This window comes from Acinetobacter terrae (assembly GCF_002135195.1).
Lineage (GTDB): Bacteria > Pseudomonadota > Gammaproteobacteria > Pseudomonadales > Moraxellaceae > Acinetobacter > Acinetobacter terrae.
In genome coordinates, this window is sequence record NZ_NEGF01000005.1 from 48,137 (window position 1) to 67,615 (window position 19,479).

Here is a 19,479-nt window from a genome sequence, read left to right on the forward strand (position 1 = left end):
TTGGAACATCACCTTCCCATCACGTCAGTTTCGTGGGGTTACTTCCTATAAATTGAAATGGCTTACCCAGGTTGCTATGCCAGACTTTATTCGTATTCACTCACAGTCTTTTTGTCGCATTATCGAGTAAGGACGTTGTAGCTTTAATTTTAAATAGTCCTTAATATACAATTGCATATTAAACACGACTGCGAACAACAATAAAGACATCTTATTTTCAAGCGATGTATAATTTATAACAATGATGTTGAGAGCCGAATTTATGTTACTGAATTTGACATGGGCACAAGAAAATATAGACCAGACCATCAGAACAATAATCAAGATTGCTCTATTGTCTAGCGCCACTCTTTATGCAACGACAACATTGGCTCAAAGCATCAGTTATGCACAAGCTGAACAATCAATTTTAAAGGATTCGTATAGCACCCAAGCCAATCAGGCCTTGCAGCAGGCTTCCCAACTTGAAGCTGAAGCAGTAAAAGGTTTAGGGCTGCCCCGTGTGGACTTAAATGTACGGGCTTATGCTTTTCATAATGAAGTGGATATTCCGCTCGATTCTTTTAAAAAAAATTTGGAACAAACGCTTTCTCAAGGCATCAACGATCGTGTGAATCAGCAAAACCTCCCTTCAGTAATAGCTGATCCTTTAAAAGAAGGTCTCAATCAAACCATTCACAGCGGTATAGGCTTATTTCCTGATTCTGCGAATGTGATTTTGGAAGATCAAGTGATTCGTCCCACGGTTTCAGTATTGATGCCGCTTTATACCGGCGGACTGACTTCCAGTGCCAAAGAAGTCGCCAGTATTAAAGCACAGCGCAGCCAGCTTAACACCCAGCAACAACAAGACCTGCAACGCTTTGAACTGATTCAGGCTTATTTTAATGCACAACTACAAAAACAATTACTCGATTCAAGCCGTTCCAATTTTAATGCCATGCAAACCCACTATAACAATGCACTCAAACTGGAAAAGCAGGGTTTTATTAGCAAAGGTCAGCGCATGCAGTTTGAAGTGGCAAGAAACAATGCGCAGCGGATTTATCAAAATGCTGAAGCCAATCTCAGATCGAGTCTTTTTCAACTGAATAATCTTTTGCAAAGCAGTCAGATTACGGAGCTTAGCACCCCGCTTTTTGTGAATTCTACGCAAAGCCAGTCTTTAAATAGCTTGCTAAAAACCTATCAGGATCAATCTTCCCTGATTCGTAAAATGAAAATGGATACCCAGCTGGCCAATGCCAATGTCAAAGCGCAAAGTGCAGCGAAAAAGCCCAATCTTTTTGCCTTTGGGGAATACAGTCTGGATGAAAAACAAAACTGGATTGTCGGTGTGGTGGCACGCTATAACCTGTTTTCAGGGGTCGATAAAAATAAAAACATTCAGGCTGCCGAATTACAACGCTATGCTTCTGAACTGATGACTGAACGCAGCAAGCAGGAAATTGAAAATATAATTTATAAGTCGTATAGCGAAGTGACCACCGCCCAGCAAAGTCATCAGTTGCTACAGCAAAATATGAAAGCTGCACAGGAAAACCTGCGTATTCAAACTCTGTCCTTTAAAGAAGATATGGGCACCGCTACCCAAGTCGTTGATGCGCAAAATGCCCTAATCGGTTTAAAAAGTGAAATGGCGCTGAATGCTTATAAATATGTGATGTCTCTGGCGGCTTTATTGCAAAGCCACGGCTCGATCAATCAATTTCAAAGCTATGTCAATCAAGCTCAAACCAACTATATCCGTTAATTTTTGATGGGGAAAAACATGAATCAAGATCAAAACAAGCCTGATCAAGATGTAGAAAATGCCTCATCAGAAGGAAGCTCTACAGATACATCAGCTCAAAGCAGCAAAGCAGATATTCAAGAAACCTCTGAACAGCAGACCCATGCAGATGACGCATTTTTCAGTTATTCAGAACAAGCTCAGACGACTGAAAATACCAAGCCAAATCCCAAAAAATCAGCTTTCATTAAAGTTGTAAGCCTCATCGTGCTGATTCTACTCTTAGGCTTAATTGCTTTCGGTTTATGGAAAAGCTACCAACCCAAACAAGTTGAGCTGCAAGGTCGGGTTGAAGCGGAAACCATTCATGTCAGCACCAAAGTGCCGAGTCGCATTGAAGAAGTCTATGTGCATGAGGGGGATAAAGTTAAAAAAGGTCAGGAGTTAGTACGATTATTCAGCCCTGAAGTCGATGCAAAAAAACAGCAGGCTCTAGCTTCTTTGCAATCTGCTTTAGCACTGCAATCCACTGCCGATCGTGGTTCGCAGCAAGAAAATATCGAAACTCTGTATGCCAACTGGCAAAGCCTAAAAGCGCAGCAGACTTTAGCGCAAACCACTTATCAACGTGGTGCCAACCTGTTTAAAGAAGGGGTTATTTCGCGCCAACGTCGGGATGAAATGCAAGCTGCAGCAGCTTCAGCCAGTCAAATTACCGAAGCGGCTTATCAACAATATAAACGTGCCAAGCGTGGCAGCACACCAGAACAAAAATCTTTAGCCAATGCACAGGTGGAAATTACCAAAGCGGCGGTTGCGGAAGCCAATGCATTAGAAGCGGAAACCAAATTGCTTTCCCCGATTAATGGCACAGTGTCTAAAACCTATGGTAAAGCCTCTGAACTGGTGGCAATCGCTGTACCTATAGTCAGCCTTATTGAGGATGATGATTTATGGGTGAGTGTGGATGTCCGTGAAGACATCTATGCGCAAGTTTATAAAAGCAAAACCATTGAAGGTTTCATTCCAGCCTTAAATCAAACTGCGACTTTTAAAATTAAAAATATAGATGCTGAAGGTGAATTTGCCACCATTAAAACCACACGCCAAACCGGTGGTTATGACATTCGTAGTTTTAAAGTTCATTTAGCGCCTGTACAACCGATTGCAGATTTAAAAGTGGGCATGAGCGTGCTGTTTAAAATTGCAGAGCCGAAATAATGTGGTCTGGCATGCTGCGTGAATTACGCTATTTACTGACACATAAATGGGACTTGTGCTTAGTCACACTTGCGCCTTTATTTATTATTGTATTATTTAGCAGCATGTTTTATCAGGGCAAGCCTGAACATTTACCCATTGCAATCATTGACCAAGACCAAAGTGAACTGAGCCGAAATATTGCAAAATATGTCAGCCATAATTCCACTCTAGACATCGTGATTATTTCACAAAGCCCGGATGAAGTTGAACGTCTGCTCAATCAAACCAAAATCTGGGGTTATATTTCTATTCCGGCCGGTGCGGAACAGCGACTGGTTCAAGCCGAAGATGCCGAGATTAGCATTGTATTCAATCAAAGCTATTTTAGTGTCGGAAATAGCATTTCCTCTGCAATGCTGGTCAGTACCGTAGAGGCAATGGCGGATTTTACAGGACACAATTATCTGGAAAATATAATTCCTTATGTAGATATTCCTACGCCAAATGTCAAAATATCGCCTTTATATAATCCCGGTTTGAGTTACGAGTTCTACTTAGAACCGTTTGTGGTTCCGGCAATCTTGCATTTACTGCTGTGTTGTTGTGTGGCTTTTGCGGTTGGACAAGAACTTAAATTTAACAGCACAGGAAAATGGCTCAATCAACGTACTATTTTTAGTGCCTTATTTGCCAAAAATTTAACCTATGTACTGATTTTTACAGCATGGACGTGGGTGTGGATGTTCTGGCTGATTGAAATTCGTGGCTGGTTTGTCGCAGGTCACTTATGGATCATTCTACTTGGTCAGTTTTTCTTTTATAGCGCTTATGCTTTTATGAGTAGTACTGTGGTTTTAGCCACCCGTGACTTAGCCAAGTCTTTCGGTCTTATTGCGGTGTATGGGGGGTCGTCTTTAAGTTTTGCAGGGGTGACTTTACCTTTAAATAATGCGCCACTATTTACCCAATTTTGGGCCAGTATTATTCCTTATACGCCCTATGCGAAATTGCAAACTGAACAATGGGTGATTGGCAGTCCTGTATCTATTTCCCTATTACCACTTGCGGTGTTGGCTATTTATTGTCTGCTCTATTTTGCTACTGCCTATTTCTTCCTGAGTAAATATTTAAAGGAAGTTAAGTCATGAAAAATAGCATCAAAGACTTCCTACGCTTTTACTTCAAAACCTTTAAAGATATTACACGTAATGCTTCAATCTTTACCACTTTGGTACTTTCTGTATTTTTTTATAGCTTCTTTTACCCCACCGCTTACAAAGCCGAACATGCCGAGTCTTTACCGATTGTGATTGTGGATGAAGAACAAAGCATGATCACCTCCTCTATTATTGGTGAAGTCTCAAAAAGCCCGAATGTGAAAATCAAGGCAGTCACAGGCAATTTTGCTGAAGCCGAAATGATGGTGAAAAACCAGCAAGCGGATGGTATTTTGTTATTGCCGGAAAATTTATCCAACAGCATTCGTCGCGGTGAAGTCGGTGGCATTGGCTTATATTTAAGTACGGCCTATTTTTTAAGGACCAAACAGATTGGTTTGGGTTTAGCGACTTCAATTGAATATGCCATTGCTGAACGGGCGCAGAAATTTGGTGATATTTCGCATTTCTCCCCTGCACTTTCCATTCATCAAATTCCGTTATTCAATACCATGTCCGGTTATGGCAGTTATATTTTTCCAGCCATTGCCCCTTTAATTATTTATCAGACGATTGTTTTGGGTTTAAGTATGCTGATTGCAGGTTATCGACTGCAAAACTGGCGACCCAGCAAAACTGAATTTTTTGCCATCTTTAGTGCCATTTTAACCATTGGCTGTTTGGGCTGTTTCTATTTATTTGGCTTTACTTTCTGGTTCTATGATTATCCGCATGGTGGAAATTTCTTCGGCATGCTGATTGGCGTACCGATTTTTATCAGTTGCGTGATTGGTCTGACCATGGTCATTGCTTCATTTTTAGATATGCCTGAACGTGCAGGCCATGTGATTGTCTTTACGTCTATTCCGCTATTTTTACTGTCAGGGACAGCGTGGCCACATGCAGCCATGCCTGAGTGGATGCAATGGCTCGGAAATATCTTGCCTTCAACTCAAGGCATTCAAATGTTTATTCAGTTGAATCAAATGGGCGTGCCTTTAAATATTGTGATTCCAAAAATGATTTATTTGGCGACTCTGGGAGCTCTGTTATTGGTTTGGGGATATTTCCGCCTGACCAAACAGGATCAAAAATAAGAGTTTGATCGTCTTTCTTATAAGATTATTAAATAAAACTTTACAATTTAATTAAATTTACAGCTAAAACTGAGTTTTTTTTAACCCATCGCATCAATTGTGAAGAAAAAAGTTAGATTGAATATACTAATCGATGCAAAATAGCCCTTTGTTCATATTTCATGAATATTTTTTATATTATTCATTCCCATGCTTCCATTAACATGTCTTTATGATGTCGACAGCGTTATTACAGCATTTTTTTCACTAAATATCTGATTTTAAGGGCTTAGCATGAAGAAGATTAAGATTAGCCTTGCGTGGCAAATCGTAATTGCGCTCATTTTAGGTGTGCTTGTAGGCTCTTTTCTACATTATTCTCCCGAATATCGTGAAACTCTGATTAATAATCTGCTGAGTCCTTTGGGTTCAATCTTTATTAATTTGATTAAGATGATCGTCATTCCACTTGTGGTTTCAATGCTGATTTTAGGTATTGCAAATGCAAGTCATGGTCAAAATGTAGGTAAGCTCGGTTTTAAAACCATTGTCTATTTTGAAATTATTACCACAGTGGCCATTATTATTGGTTTAGTTGCGGCAAATGTATTTCAGCCGGGTGCCGGTATTGATATGTCGAGTTTAACGCAAACTGACATTTCTCAATATCAGCAAACCACAAATGAAGTGAGTAACCAGTCACATGGTCTGGTGAATACTGTTCTCTCTTTAATTCCTTCCAATATTTTCGGTTCACTGACTGATGGGCATATGTTGCCAATTATCTTCTTCTCAGTGATTTTCGGTATTGGTTTAGGATCTTTAGCGAAAGAAACCAAGAAACCATTAATTGATGTGTTGCATGCGATTTCTGAAACCATGTTCAAAGTGACGCACATGATCATGCTATTCGCACCTTTTGGTGTGTTTGGCCTGATTGCGGCAACAGTTGCGAACTTTGGATTTAGTTCTCTGCTTCCATTATTGAAGTTGGCTCTTCTGGTTTATGGCGCTATTTTCTTCTTCATCTTTGTCATTTTAGGTTTAGTTGCTAAATTCTGTGGTTTCAGCATTTGGGAAATTATTAAAATTCTAAAAGATGAACTGATTCTTTCCTATTCAACTGCAAGTTCTGAAACCGTCTTACCGCGTATCATGGAAAAAATGGAAGCATATGGCGCGCCTAAGTCTATTACCAGTTTCGTCATTCCAATCGGTTATTCATTCAACCTAGATGGTTCGACCTTATATCAAAGTATTGCGGCTATCTTTATTGCGCAACTTTACGGTATTGATTTAAGTGTGACACAGCAAGTGATTTTGGTTCTTACCTTAATGATTACCTCTAAAGGGATTGCCGGTGTTCCGGGCGTGTCTTTCGTTGTGCTGTTGGCGACATTGGGTAGTGTGGGCATTCCACTTGAAGGTTTGGCATTTATTGCTGGTATTGACCGTATTCTAGATATGGCACGTACTGTGTTGAATGTAATTGGTAACTCGTTGGCTGTTCTTGTGATCAGTAAATGGGAAGGTCAATTCGATGCTGAAAAGCAAAAAGATTATCAAGTTGAAATGAAAGAAGCTGCATAATCTATAACATCAAAAAAGGAAGCTTCGGCTTCCTTTTTTGATTTATTCACATCTTGAAAATATAGTTGGTTCATTTTTTAAAATTTAACTGATTTAAAATTTTTTGAGGAAATAATTCGTTTCTGAGCTTTGCATGTGGTTGATATAGAACTTGAAAAAGCTTCTTATCTTTTCTTGGATCAATTTCTACAGTAGTAACTTTATTTTTTCCAATTTTTATTTTGCCTAAATTTTTAGGATTAAATATCTCAATCAATAATCCTTCTATAAGTAAGTAATAAAATTTTTTGCAATCAGAGGGATAAAATCCTACACACTTTTTCATATCATGTACCTTATCCCTTACAGGATAAATATTTACATCTATATCTAGCAGGAAATTAATATCCTTATTTAGAATACTTAATCGTAATTTTTCAGCCATCTCCTTATCTATATGTATAAAATTAAATTGAGGGTATGCCCTCTTTGCATAAAACATGCGCCAAAATATTGAACAAATAACTATTTTAATTACATCCAAATTATCACTTTCAATGATCAAATACTTCCCTACTTTATTTTTATATTTCTGAGACCGTATAGTTTCCAAAAAGACTTTTTCTAATTTTCCTAAATGCTGTTCACATTCGGCACAAAGCAATTCATAATTAAACGTATTTTGAGTTAGTTCAACCAAGCTATCTACTTTGGCATTTAACTGTATTAAAAGTGAGTTATTAATAGAATTATTTTTTAACTTTTTAAATACTCCATTTGGAATTGAGTGTGATTTTATTAACTTTTTATCTTCCAAACACAAATGACAAATCATTCCTGATCTCTTATTAATTTTTATATTTATAACAAAAAAAGAGCGCCTAAGCGCCCTTCTTTTTAAGTCAAAACTTATTCTTCGTCAGAATCTCTTAAATCTGATTCACTTTCAGCTTCATCAGCAATCGTTTCATCATCCACCAAAGTTTCAGAATCAATCAAAGCTTCAGAGGCAATGACTTCTTCGCCTTCAACTGCTTCAATAAACTCTTCTTCTTCAACGGCATCTACAGAAACAACACCAACCAAGACTTCTTCATTACCCAAACGGATTAGACGAACACCTTGTGCATTACGACCTGTTGTAGCAACTTCTGAAGCACGGGTACGAACCATCGTACCACCATCAGAAATCAACATCAGTTCTTTGCTTTCATCAATGGATACTGCACCGACCAATTCACCGTTACGTTCAGATGTTTTAATTGCAATCACACCTTTACCACCACGTTTTTTGGTTGGGAATTCGCCCACCGGGGTACGTTTACCGTAACCATTGGCACATGCACAAAGCACTTCGCCAGTTTCCGGTACAACCACCAACGAAACGATACGGCTGATTAATGCCGAATCTGAAGTATCTTCATCATCTGAATCTACATCAGTTTCTGCATCTTCAAGTAAGGCTGCTGCACCGATGGTCACGCGCATACCGCGTACACCTTTGGCAGAACGACCCATTGAACGAACGTCAGTTTCTGCGAAGCGAATTGCCTTACCTTCATTCGAGAACAACATGATTTGCTGTTCGCCATCGGTAATCGCAACACCAATCAAGGTGTCATCGCCATTCAGCTCAATCGCACGTAAACCATTTGAACGAACATTCGAGAATTGTTCAAGTTCTACACGTTTAATCGTACCGTACTCGGTCGCCATAAACACATAGAAGTTTTTACGAACTGCTTCAGCTTGCTGTGCAAAGTCAGCAATGATTTCATCATCTAAATCAGTAGTCGATAGCTCAAGACCCAATTGTTTTAATTGAGTACGCAATGCATCAGACAAGTCATCTGCACCATCTTCAAGCTCGGCTAAAGCCGCTTCAAGTTCAACAAAATGCGAATTGATGATTTCATTTTCTTGCAGTTTCGCAGCATTGGCTTTCACAAATGCCTGGAAATCGGCCAGACGATCTTTAAATTTCTTCGGTGCATCAATCACAGGAAGAATCGCTGTAATCGTTTCATTGGCATCAAGCGGCAACAAGTTCACCATTGGGCGACCTTTTGCACCACGAGATGCTTGTGGCACTTCGTAAACTTTCAGGCGATAGACTTTACCGACATTGGTAAAGCATAGAACTGTCGCATGGTTCGATGTCACAATCAGATGCTGAATGTAATCATCAGTTTTCATTGATGTTGCAGACTTACCACGACCGCCACGACGCTGAGCGGCATAGTCAGACAATGGTTGAGTTTTCGCATAACCTGTTTTAGAAACAGTCAGTACCATTTGCTCTTCAGGAATTAAATCTTCACGAGAGAAATCGATACGTGATTCAATAATGGCAGTTTTACGCGCATCACCATATTGTTGAATAATAAGCGCCAACTCTTCACGAATCACATTCATCAACAAATTAAAGTCATTCAAAATTGCAGTATATTCAGCAATTTGAGCTAAAATATCAGAATATTCAGCATGCAACTTGTCTTGTTCAAGACCGGTTAAGCGGTGTAAACGCAACTCTAAAATCGCACCGACTTGCGTAGGTGAAAGGCGGTAAATGCCACCATCAAAACCATACGGTTTAGACAGGTCTTCGCCTTCAATAATTTCAGGACGTACAGAAACTGAACCTGCTTTTTCAAGCAATGCAACCACACCACCTGCAGACCACTCACCGACTTGTAAACGCTCACGCGCTTCAGCAGGATTTGCAGAAGTCTTAATGGTTTCAATGATGCGATCAATATTTGCCAGAGCAACCGTCAAACCTTCCAAGATATGACCACGTTCACGCGCTTTGCGTAACTCGTACATGGTACGACGTGTAACCACTTCTTGACGGTGACGGATAAACGCCGCAATGATGTCTTTCAGGTTCATCAACTTCGGCTGACCGTTGTCCAGGCAGACCATGTTGATACTGAAAGAGTTTTCAAGTTGCGTATTTTGGAACAGGTTATTTACAATCACTTCAGCGTTTTCGCCACGCTTTAAGTCAATCGCAATACGCATCCCGTCTTTATCAGACTCGTCACGAAGTTCTGAGATCCCTTCAAGTTTTTTCTCTTTTACGAGTTCAGCAATACGTTCAATCGTTTTTGCTTTATTGACTTGATATGGAATTTCAGTAAATACAATGGTGATACGACCGTTTTTCGGATCTTCTTCGAAGTGATATTTACCACGAATATGCAAACGGCCTTTACCGGTACGGTACGCATCCACAATCCCCGATTTGCCGTAAATAATACCGCCTGTAGGGAAATCTGGACCAGAAATATGTTGCATCAAACCTTCGATGCTGATATTTGGATCATTGGCATAGGCAAGGCAAGCATTCACAACTTCAGTCATGTTGTGCGGCGCCATATTGGTCGCCATACCCACTGCAATACCGGTAACACCGTTAATCAGTAAGTTTGGTACACGGGTTGGCATGACCTGAGGAATACGCTCAGAGCCATCGTAGTTGTCTTCCCATTCGACTGTATCTTTTTCCAGGTCAGCCAAAAGTTCATGCGTGAGCTTACGCATACGAACTTCGGTATAACGCATTGCCGCAGCACTATCGCCATCTACAGAACCAAAGTTACCCTGACCATCGACCAATTGATAACGCAAGCTAAATTCTTGTGCCATACGTACAATGGTTTCGTAAACAGCTGAGTCACCATGCGGGTGATATTTACCGATTACGTCACCCACCACACGGGCAGACTTTTTATACGCTTTGTTGTAGTCATTGCCTAACTCGTGCATAGCGAAAAGCACACGACGATGAACGGGTTTTAAGCCATCTCTCACGTCTGGTAATGCACGAGAAACAATAACACTCATGGCATAGTCGAGATATGAGCTTTTGAGTTCATCCTCAATGGCAATCGGTCGGATTTCCGATAGGCTCATGCATACTCCTTATTACAAACAGTATTTGGAACTGCTCGTTTTATATAATCAATCTAGCAAAAAATTAACCCAAAATAAGCTGAGTTAAAGTCTAAATACAGCCGTAAATTATAGCATAAATTCTGTTGTTTTTGTCTCTTATAAGCCATCTTAATCTTGTTAATTTTCTACAATTTATCGTTTATTTTTTAATCTTTTTTAATTGTCGGCATTTTATGTGAATTAGTTCATTTTTTCACTGACTTTAATTCAAATCTACACAACCAAATACCTCAAAATCTTGTTGCATTGAGCTGCTCATTTTGCTCATTTATCTGCATACAGAATCAATGACGAGTAACCTATCCAAACATCCATCCAAACCACTTAGAAATGGCGCGAATTTATATCTATCGGGAAAGCCATAAGTCTCGCTTAAGCATTCAAATGAGGTATGAAAACACTTCAATCTTGAATCGGTTAAATCAGCTATGATTTATTTAAAAAATTTCAACAATAAAAAACGCCCCTGAGCAAAACAGGAAAGCATTGCTTTCACTGCTTGCGCAAGAGCGTCTTTTTGAACTGTGTTCAGAAATTAGATTTTAGAAACCAATTCTGGAACTACAGTGTTCAAGTCACCCACTAACCAGTAGTCAGCAACCGCATTGATTGGCGCTTCTTCATCCTTGTTGATCGCAACGATCACTTTAGAATCTTTCATCCCCGCCAAATGCTGAATCGCACCAGAAATACCGACAGCGATGTACAGGTCAGGTGCAACGATTTTACCTGTTTGACCCACTTGCATGTCGTTAGGAACGAAGCCAGCATCCACTGCAGCACGTGAAGCACCTTGAGCAGCACCCAGCTTGTCCGCCAATGGATCAAGGATGGTGTGATAGTTTTCACCTGAACCCACACCACGACCACCAGACACCACAATACGCGCAGCTGTGAGTTCAGGACGTTCAGATTTAACAATCTCTTCAGAAATAAACTTAGAGATGCCCGCATCTTGAACGTCGCTTACCGCTTCAACTGCCGCAGAACCGCCTGTGGTCGCGACAGGATCAAATGCAGTACCACGAACAGTGGCAACCACAACAGATTCCGAAGATTCTACCGTTGCAATGGCGTTACCTGCATAGATTGGACGTTTGAAAGTTTTAGCGCTTTCAACCGCAACGATATCCGTGATCATGCTGACGTCTAAAAGTGCAGCAGCACGTGGCAATACGTTTTTACCATTTGAGGTAGATGCAGCCAGGATATGGCTATAACCCTTGCCTAACTCGGCAACGAGTTTAGCCACGTTTTCAGCCAACTGGTGTGCATAAGCCGCGTTGTCAGCAAGCAATACCTTGCTGACACCCGCCACTTGAGCCGCTTGGTCAGCAACGGCCTGAGCGCCAGAACCAGCAACCAATACAGTGATATCACCACCGATTTTTTGAGCTGCAGCAACAACGTTTAAAGTAGCAGCGTTTAGTGCTTTATTGTCGTGCTCAGCGATAACTAAAATACTCATGATTTTATCCTTCTGTATTAGATCACTTTCGCTTCGTTTTTAAGTTTTGCAACAAGCTCGTCAACAGATTTCACTTGTACGCCAGCTTTACGTTCTGCTGGTGGTTCAACTTTCACTGTTTTAAGTTTAGTGGTCGCTGAAACGCCATAATCTGCAGGAGACTTCACATCCAGCGGTTTTTTACGCGCTTTCATGATGTTTGGCAGAGCAGCATAACGTGGCTCGTTCAAACGCAAGTCCGTGGTGATAATTGCAGGAAGGTTCAATTCAACCGTCTGTAAACCACCATCCACTTCACGCGTAACCTGAACTTTATCACCAGCAACATTAACGACAGAAGCAAATGTACCTTGACCGGCACCCAGTAAAGCAGCAAGCATCTGACCCACCTGGTTCGAGTCGTCATCAATCGCTTGTTTACCGAGCAGGATCAGTTCTGGTTTTTCTTGTTCTACAATGCCTTTCAAGATTTTAGCCACTTCAAGTGCACCAATCTCGTCAGCAGTCTCTACCAGGATCCCGCGGTCAGCACCCAGAGCCATAGCAGAACGGATTTGTTCTTGCGCTTCTTTAGGACCGATAGAAACCACAACGATTTCTGAAACTGTTCCTTTTTCTTTTAAACGAACCGCTTCTTCCACTGCGATTTCACAGAATGGGTTGATCGACATTTTAACGTTAGTCAGGTCTACCCCACTATTGTCCGGTTTAACGCGAACTTTAACGTTGGCATCAACCACACGTTTTACAGCAACAAGAGCCTTCATGTAATCCTCGGCTGTTTTAGCAAAAGTAAATGTTGAGAAAAGTTAGAATAACTCTTCACTTAAAAATTTTTAGGTGCCCTATCTTGCAATGTGTATGGCATTTCGGTCAAGTCACAATTATCGAAAGAGCTGTAAAAATGCGTAAATTACTTGAACTAGGCGTTCATATTTTTTTTGAAGTGTTTTTATTAAGATGAATTCGCTCAATATTTATTTATTTTTAAACATTGATTTTTATTATGTTTTTATCTAATTAACTTCATCAAAAGTTCTGATTTACCCCTTGTTTTCGATTATTTTTTAGCTCGAACAGCTTAGCCTTCTTGCTCAAACCACAAAGTTGCGAACTGTCATTTAAGACAGATAAGAGGTTTTTCCCTGCTCTAGTTGTAGCAAAAATGATCATTTTTTTAGAATAAACTGGTAATAAATTAGTTTTAATTTGCAAATCCCGTTCTACTTAAAAAGCATGTCGTGATGACATGCTTTTTATAGACGTGTCAATGAATGATTAACCAGGTTGCAGCAAGCATTAATAAACCACCCGAACCGCCATCAATCCATTTTTGTTTACGTGCATCGATCTGGGTTTTTTGGGTGATTTTGGCAAAAATCAAACTCAAACTGCAGTACACCACAAAGATCAATCCGATAAAAATAAACGATAAGATCAAACCTTGCGTCACGGTGTCTCCGGCTTTATTGATAAATTGCGGCAAAATTGCAAAGTAAATCAACATGCCTTTTGGATTCAGCAAAGCAGTAAAAAAGCCTTTTTGAATTGGTTTCGATGTGCTTTTGTTTTCAATCGCCAATTTCTTATTGCTAAAAACCGACTTGATTAAACTAAAAGCCAAAAATAATAGATAAGCAATCCCGAGCCAACGAATAGTTTCAAATAACACTGGGAAGGAAACAATAATAGCTGCAATACCTAAGGCCACCAAAACAGAATGGACTAAATATCCCAGACAAACCCCGACCGTTGCCATCATGCCTGCTTTTGCATCTTTCCCCATCACTTGTGACAAGATAAACAACATATCTGGTCCAGGTGTAAAAATAAGCGGGATAACCGTTAAGGCAAACAGTGCAAATACAGACATTTCCTTTTCCCTTTCCATGTCTTGAAAGTGGAAATTAGTATCGAATAAATACCACAAAATAGGATTTCAAATTATTCTATAATTATGATTATTTTTCGAATTATATTCTAATTTATGAAACTATCTTCTAAATCTATTTCAGTAAAGCTGGATCGTACCGATAAAAATATCATTCGTGCATTGCAAAATAATGGGCGCATGCAAAATAACGATCTTGCCCGTGAAATTGGGTTGTCACCATCTTCTTGTTTGCGTCGAGTGAAATTGCTCGAAGAAGCCGGTGTCATTCAAAATTACACCACCGTGGTTGACCCACAAAAAATTGGTTTACAACTAATTCTGTTTTCACGTATCTGGTTGGTGGGTCAGGATGCTGAAACGATCGATTGCTTTATCGAGGCGATGAAAGAACTGCCTCAAGTGATGGAGTGCTATATTATTTTAGGTGAATGTGATGCCATGCTAAAAGTGGTGGTACCCGACTTGGAAAGTTATCGTAAATTTCAGTCCACGCATTTAACCAAGAAAAATGGCATTACCAGTGTCAAAACGGATTTACCCAGTCAGATTATTAAACAGAGTTTCCAGCTTCCACTGGATGATCTTTAGGAGGACAGGATGAGCATACAGCTTGAGACATTGCGTTTAATTTTAAGACCATGGAAAGATTCTGATCTCAAGCCGTTTTATGCATTGAACTCTAACACTGAAGTGATGCGTTATTTTCCCCATTGTTTAACTCCGAAACAAAGTGATGTGCTAGCGCATAAGTTTCAAAGAATTATTGAAACTCAAGGCTGGGGTTTCTGGGCAGTCGAATTAAAACAAAGTGGGGATTTTATTGGCTTCACAGGATTAAATGCCCAGCCCAGTCAATTTACCTTTTCGCCCTGTACCGAAATCGCTTGGCGACTTGAGCAGAAATATTGGGGCAATGGTTTTGCGACCGAAGCTGCAACGGCTTGTTTACACTTTGCTTTTGATTCACTCAAGCTAGACCAAGTGGTTGCATTCACCGCAGTACAAAACACAAAATCTCAAGCCGTTATGCAACGTTTAGGCATGCAATTTAAAGACTACTTCAATCACCCTGCTTTAGATAACAGTAGTCCCTTGCAAAGACATGTGCTTTATCAAATAGATAATGCTCAATTTAGGCAGACTAAAACAACCCATTAAACATGATAATGTTGTAAAAAATCACGGTGAATATGGCTTAAATCAATCAGATCATATTCTTGAAGATTAAATATCTCCCACACTTCTAAAAAGTCTTGTTTTAAATCAACATCCACCGTAGCAATCGGTCGTTCCTGCCATTGCAAGTCTGAAATCCAGATATAGCCTTGTTGTGTCTTAGTATTGAGCGCTTGTACCTTACCTTCAGCATTGATGCCTTGGACCTGGGTATTTTCTGGTAAAGATGGTTCAATATTGGGCAAACTTATTTCAACAAAATGCTTAACCTGACGCAAACCATAGCCTGCAAAAATCTCTTTTTGCTCATTACTCAATAAATCATATTTTTCTTGAATATCTGAGATCATTGTTTTCCCTATCATTTTTGACTTCCAAACTTTGTGTAACATCCAGTGAAACAACAAATAACTTCATTATTCAGCATTATTCATGCCACCTATTACCTGTTTATAGTTGATTTTTATACCTGATAAATTGGCTTTTTATTATTCTACAATAGTTTAAAACGCCAGCGATATTGCGCAATACTACCGCTAGATTTATTTAAGTTTCATTAATTTATGTTCTTTTGCTGAAAAAATCCAGAATCATTTTAAGACAAAATTTAGATTTCTTTAGATATTTACTGCGATTTTTTGAGTTGTGCACGCGGATGTGCCTGATCATAGACTTGTGCTAAACGGTCAAAATCAACGTGGGTATAGATTTGCGTTGTGGTTAAATTGCTGTGCCCCAACATTTCTTGTACAGCGCGCAAATCTCCGCTGTTCGACAACATATGACTGGCAAAACAATGACGTAATAAATGCGGATGCAAGTCGACGTTTACCCCGGCACGTTGTGCCTGTAATTTAACCCGATTTTCAATTTGTCGCGCACCTAGCGGATTACCTTTTTGCGTAATAAACACATTCGCATCAGGGACAAAGTCACCATTCCATAAAGGATAAACTTGCAGCCACAACATCACCGCATCTTTGGCTTTAGAACCAAAAGGCACCACACGCGTTTTATTGCCTTTACCGGTGATGCGTAACAGTTGCCTATTAAAATCGATATCTTTAATGCGTAAGCCTTGTACTTCTGCCAATCGCAGACCACTAGAATAAAGCAATTCTAAAATCGCTTTATCACGTAACCACATTTGTTGTTCGATGGGTTTTTCAGGTTTGGGTTGATCTAAAATTTGATTAATGGTTTCAATATCAACCATACCGGGCAGCGGTCGAGGTAGACGTTTTAACTGAAAATCATCAGCGGGATTAAAAGCCAGATATTGCCCTTGCTCGGCCCATTTCATGAATTGACGAATGGAAGATAAAAGCCGTTGCAGACTGCTAGAGCTCAGTTGCTGCTGTTCCACTTTTTGGGCCAAAAATTCACGTAAGTCAGTTGATTCAACATCTGCTAAATTGAGTTTTTTGATTTCACAAAAATTTAAAAAATCCGAGACATCACGTTCATAGGCCTGCAAAGTATGCTTGGACTGATTTTGAATTTCTCTTTCTTTTAACCACATCAGCAATAAATCAGCAGGAGAACGTATCTGCATCTCTGGATCAATCACGTTTTTTCTCACTGTATTTAATCGGTGCTATCAACGGCGATTATATTATTCAGGTTTAACTCGCTTAGATTCAACAATCAAGCACATCATAGGATACGCTCTTTCTTTTCATTATATCTATTTGATTTTTAACTTGCACAATCCATGATTCCACAGATAAAAAAGCACCATCATGATGACAGTGCTTTTTCAGACAAATCATGGGTTTTATTGTTGGTAAAAACTTAAATCGATACGACCTTCATAGACATTTGCTGTTGGACCTGTCATCCAAACCACATCACCTTCACGCCATTCAATTTGCAGCTTCCCGCCGGCAAGTTCAATTTCTACCGCATTTCCAAGTAAGCCACGGCGCATACCTGAAACCGCAGCCGCACAAGCGCCTGTGCCACATGCCAGTGTCTCGCCTACACCACGTTCGAACACACGTAAACGCGCATGATTTTCATCAATGATTTGCATAAAGCCTGCATTGACGCGTTGTGGAAAACGCTCATGCGATTCAATTTGAGGCCCCATACCCGCAACATCAGCGGTAAGCACATCCGGAACGATAGTCACCGCATGCGGATTACCCATATTGACCACATCAATGATAATGCTTTCATCATTGGCTAGGGCTAAGCTGTATAAGTTTTCAGGTGCGTCAGCAAGGAATGGAATCTGGTTCGGCAAGAATTTTGGATAGCCCATATTCACTCGAACCCAACCATTTTGACCCAGTTCTGGCTCAACAATACCGGCTTTGGTTTGTACTTTAATTTTGGTTTTCGTGGTCAATTGACGTTCATGCACAAAACGTGCAAAACAGCGAACGCCATTGCCACATTGCTCTACTTCAGAACCATCGGCATTAAAGATACGATATTTAAAATCGACATTTGGAAGATCTGGCGGTTCAACAATGAGTAGCTGATCGAAACCAATACCGAAATGACGGTCAGCCAAACGCTGAATGGTCATGGTATCCAAGTAAGCGCGCTGACTGATCAGATCAACCACCATAAAGTCATTGCCCAGACCATGCATTTTAGTAAATTCTAAAAACATCTCGAATTACTCCTCTGGCAACAAGCGTTCTTTATCCCACAATGATTCAATGCTTTCACGCTCACGAATCAAGTGTGCCTGATCACCATTGACCATCACTTCAGCAGCACGACCACGGCTGTTGTAGTTCGAGCTCATCACGAAACCGTATGCACCCGCACCCAATACTGCAAGCACATCATTTTCTTTCAGTGCAAGCTTGCGCTCTTTACCCAAGAAGTCACCAGTTTCACAGATTGCACCCACCACATCCCACTCTTTTGCTTCAACATCGCTACGTGGAGTGACTTCCTGAATATCCATCCATGCTTCGTACAAAGCAGGACGAATCAGGTCATTCATTGCCGCATCAATAATGGCAAAGTTACGGTGATTGGTCGGTTTCAACAAATCAACTTTGGTCAGTAACACACCCGCATTGGCAGAAATGCTACGACCCGGTTCCATATACACTTTTAAACCGAGTTTTTCTAAAGCCGGTTTCAGTGCATTGGCATACTCGACAACAGTTGGTGGAACTTCATCTTTATAAGTCACACCCAAACCACCACCGATATCGATGTGTTTCAGATTGATCCCGAGTTCTTTCAATTTCTCGATCATCATGATCACGCGATCAAGCGCATCGACAAAAGGTTGAGTTTCGGTCAATTGCGAACCGATATGACAGTCGATACCAACTACGTCCAGATTCGGCAAAGAGGCTGCATATTGATAAGTTTCAAATACGCTATCCGATGGAATGCCGAATTTATTTTCTTTTAAACCTGTCGAAATATATGGATGGGTTTTGGCATCGACATCTGGGTTTACCCGTAAAGAAATTGGGGCTTTTTTATCTACCTCTGCCGCCACTTTTTGAATGCGATCCAGCTCTGCATAGGATTCAACGTTAAAGCAGGCAATTCCGACTTCCAGCGCTTTTTTAATGTCAGCTTCCGATTTACCCAAGCCAGAGAACACAATTTTAGCTGCCTCACCGCCCGCTTTCAGTACACGTGCAAGCTCGCCGCCAGTGACAATATCAAAACCTGCACCCAGCTTCGCCAGTACATTCAATACCGCAATATTAGAGTTCGACTTTACCGCAAAACAAATTTGATGATCGATAAAGCTAAATGCACGATCCATATCGAGATAATGCTTTTCAAAAGTTGCTTTTGAATAAACATAAAGTGGCGTGCCAAATTGCTGCGCAAGTTGTTGCAACGAACATTGCTCTGCGTGCAGAACCCCATTAATGCGGGTAAAACTCATGAAGGTATCCTTTCTATGAAAGCGTTAGCAGTTAAAAGCTAAGGGGTTGAAGGCTGATTAGACTCAGTAGGTGCTACCAGCGGTTTCTGTTCAGATGCTTCTTTCTGTTCAGACTGCTGTTTTGAATCGACATTGGGATATAACAAATATTTCGAACGCTTGTCGTAATTCTGATCACTCGGTAACTGCAAAGCTCCAGACTGACCACAACCGACCAAGGCAAAACCTGTTGCCAACAAACTGATGTAGCAAATGACAAGGCGCATCTGACCACCTATCCTATGTTTTCGAAGAAGTATAACTCGATCACCGCCGTGACCAAAGTGCTAAACGCTAGAGATTATCGCTAGTTAAAAAAAAACGC

General features: G+C 40.4%; 16 protein-coding genes and 1 pseudogene. 7 read left to right on the top strand and 10 right to left on the bottom strand.

Annotated features, from left to right (window positions below):
* The first annotated feature begins 262 nt into the window (after nucleotides 1-262).
* The 5 genes and pseudogenes from B9T23_RS07265 (at nucleotide 263) to gltP (ending at nucleotide 6,758) form a co-directional block, all read left to right on the top strand.
* Nucleotides 263-1,753: a TolC family protein gene (locus B9T23_RS07265; protein WP_086193616.1), complete on the top strand. Its 1,491-nt coding sequence runs from the start codon at nucleotides 263-265 to the stop codon at nucleotides 1,751-1,753.
* Nucleotides 1,754-1,999: 246 nt separating this feature from the next.
* Nucleotides 2,000-2,953 (top strand): annotated as a pseudogene (locus B9T23_RS07270) (HlyD family secretion protein); the annotation flags it as partial.
* Nucleotides 2,953-4,083 (top strand): ABC transporter permease, encoded by a 1,131-nt coding sequence (locus tag B9T23_RS07275; RefSeq protein ID WP_086193618.1) that lies wholly within the window; start codon nucleotides 2,953-2,955, stop codon nucleotides 4,081-4,083. The pseudogene B9T23_RS07270 and the gene B9T23_RS07275, both read left to right, overlap by 1 nt.
* An 8-nt stretch (nucleotides 4,084-4,091) precedes the next feature.
* A complete protein-coding gene (locus B9T23_RS07280; protein ID WP_086193737.1) occupies nucleotides 4,092-5,189 on the top strand; it encodes an ABC transporter permease in 1,098 nt (365 codons plus the stop codon).
* Nucleotides 5,190-5,462: 273 nt separating this feature from the next.
* Nucleotides 5,463-6,758 carry a glutamate/aspartate:proton symporter GltP gene (gltP, locus tag B9T23_RS07285; protein WP_086193619.1) on the top strand — a complete coding sequence of 432 codons (1,296 nt, stop codon included), beginning with the start codon at nucleotides 5,463-5,465 and terminating at the stop codon, nucleotides 6,756-6,758.
* Between the two features lie 70 nt (nucleotides 6,759-6,828).
* Here gltP and B9T23_RS07290 read toward each other — a convergent pair whose 3' ends face one another.
* From B9T23_RS07290 to B9T23_RS07310, 5 genes are all read right to left on the bottom strand, one after another.
* Nucleotides 6,829-7,572: a hypothetical protein gene (locus B9T23_RS07290; protein WP_086193620.1), complete on the bottom strand. Its 744-nt coding sequence runs from the start codon at nucleotides 7,570-7,572 to the stop codon at nucleotides 6,829-6,831.
* Between the two features lie 74 nt (nucleotides 7,573-7,646).
* The gene (gene gyrA / locus B9T23_RS07295; protein ID WP_086193621.1) at nucleotides 7,647-10,655 is read right to left on the bottom strand and encodes a DNA gyrase subunit A; all 3,009 of its coding nucleotides are present in this window, start codon (nucleotides 10,653-10,655) and stop codon (nucleotides 7,647-7,649) included.
* Nucleotides 10,656-11,232: 577 nt separating this feature from the next.
* Nucleotides 11,233-12,165 carry an FAD-binding protein gene (locus tag B9T23_RS07300; RefSeq protein WP_086193622.1) on the bottom strand — a complete coding sequence of 311 codons (933 nt, stop codon included), beginning with the start codon at nucleotides 12,163-12,165 and terminating at the stop codon, nucleotides 11,233-11,235.
* A gap of 17 nt (nucleotides 12,166-12,182) precedes the next feature.
* A complete protein-coding gene (locus B9T23_RS07305; protein ID WP_067724855.1) occupies nucleotides 12,183-12,932 on the bottom strand; it encodes an electron transfer flavoprotein subunit beta/FixA family protein in 750 nt (249 codons plus the stop codon).
* Between the two features lie 500 nt (nucleotides 12,933-13,432).
* Nucleotides 13,433-14,038, bottom strand: a complete 606-nt coding sequence (locus B9T23_RS07310; RefSeq protein ID WP_086193623.1) for a LysE family translocator — start codon at nucleotides 14,036-14,038, stop codon at nucleotides 13,433-13,435.
* Between the two features lie 114 nt (nucleotides 14,039-14,152).
* Here B9T23_RS07310 and B9T23_RS07315 point away from each other — a divergent pair, with 114 nt between their 5' ends.
* The gene (locus B9T23_RS07315; RefSeq protein WP_086193624.1) at nucleotides 14,153-14,647 is read left to right on the top strand and encodes an Lrp/AsnC family transcriptional regulator; all 495 of its coding nucleotides are present in this window, start codon (nucleotides 14,153-14,155) and stop codon (nucleotides 14,645-14,647) included.
* Nucleotides 14,648-14,656: 9 nt separating this feature from the next.
* A complete protein-coding gene (locus B9T23_RS07320) occupies nucleotides 14,657-15,217 on the top strand; it encodes a GNAT family N-acetyltransferase (protein ID WP_086193625.1) in 561 nt (186 codons plus the stop codon).
* Here B9T23_RS07320 and B9T23_RS07325 read toward each other — a convergent pair.
* The 5 genes from B9T23_RS07325 to lptM all read right to left on the bottom strand — a co-directional run bounded on the left by B9T23_RS07325 (nucleotide 15,214) and on the right by lptM (nucleotide 19,381).
* A complete protein-coding gene (locus B9T23_RS07325; RefSeq protein WP_228145909.1) occupies nucleotides 15,214-15,600 on the bottom strand; it encodes a hypothetical protein in 387 nt (128 codons plus the stop codon). The genes B9T23_RS07320 and B9T23_RS07325 overlap by 4 nt on opposite strands.
* 260 nt (nucleotides 15,601-15,860) lie before the next feature.
* Nucleotides 15,861-16,757: a tyrosine recombinase XerC gene (locus B9T23_RS07330; RefSeq protein WP_171263075.1), complete on the bottom strand. Its 897-nt coding sequence runs from the start codon at nucleotides 16,755-16,757 to the stop codon at nucleotides 15,861-15,863.
* Nucleotides 16,758-17,012: 255 nt separating this feature from the next.
* Nucleotides 17,013-17,858, bottom strand: a complete 846-nt coding sequence (dapF, locus tag B9T23_RS07335) for a diaminopimelate epimerase (RefSeq protein ID WP_067724842.1) — start codon at nucleotides 17,856-17,858, stop codon at nucleotides 17,013-17,015.
* Nucleotides 17,859-17,864: 6 nt separating this feature from the next.
* On the bottom strand, nucleotides 17,865-19,115 hold the full coding sequence (lysA, locus tag B9T23_RS07340; RefSeq protein WP_086193628.1) for a diaminopimelate decarboxylase: 1,251 nt from the start codon (nucleotides 19,113-19,115) through the stop codon (nucleotides 17,865-17,867).
* 38 nt (nucleotides 19,116-19,153) lie between these two features.
* On the bottom strand, nucleotides 19,154-19,381 hold the full coding sequence (lptM, locus tag B9T23_RS07345; protein ID WP_067724839.1) for an LPS translocon maturation chaperone LptM: 228 nt from the start codon (nucleotides 19,379-19,381) through the stop codon (nucleotides 19,154-19,156).
* Nucleotides 19,382-19,479: the final 98 nt, after the last annotated feature.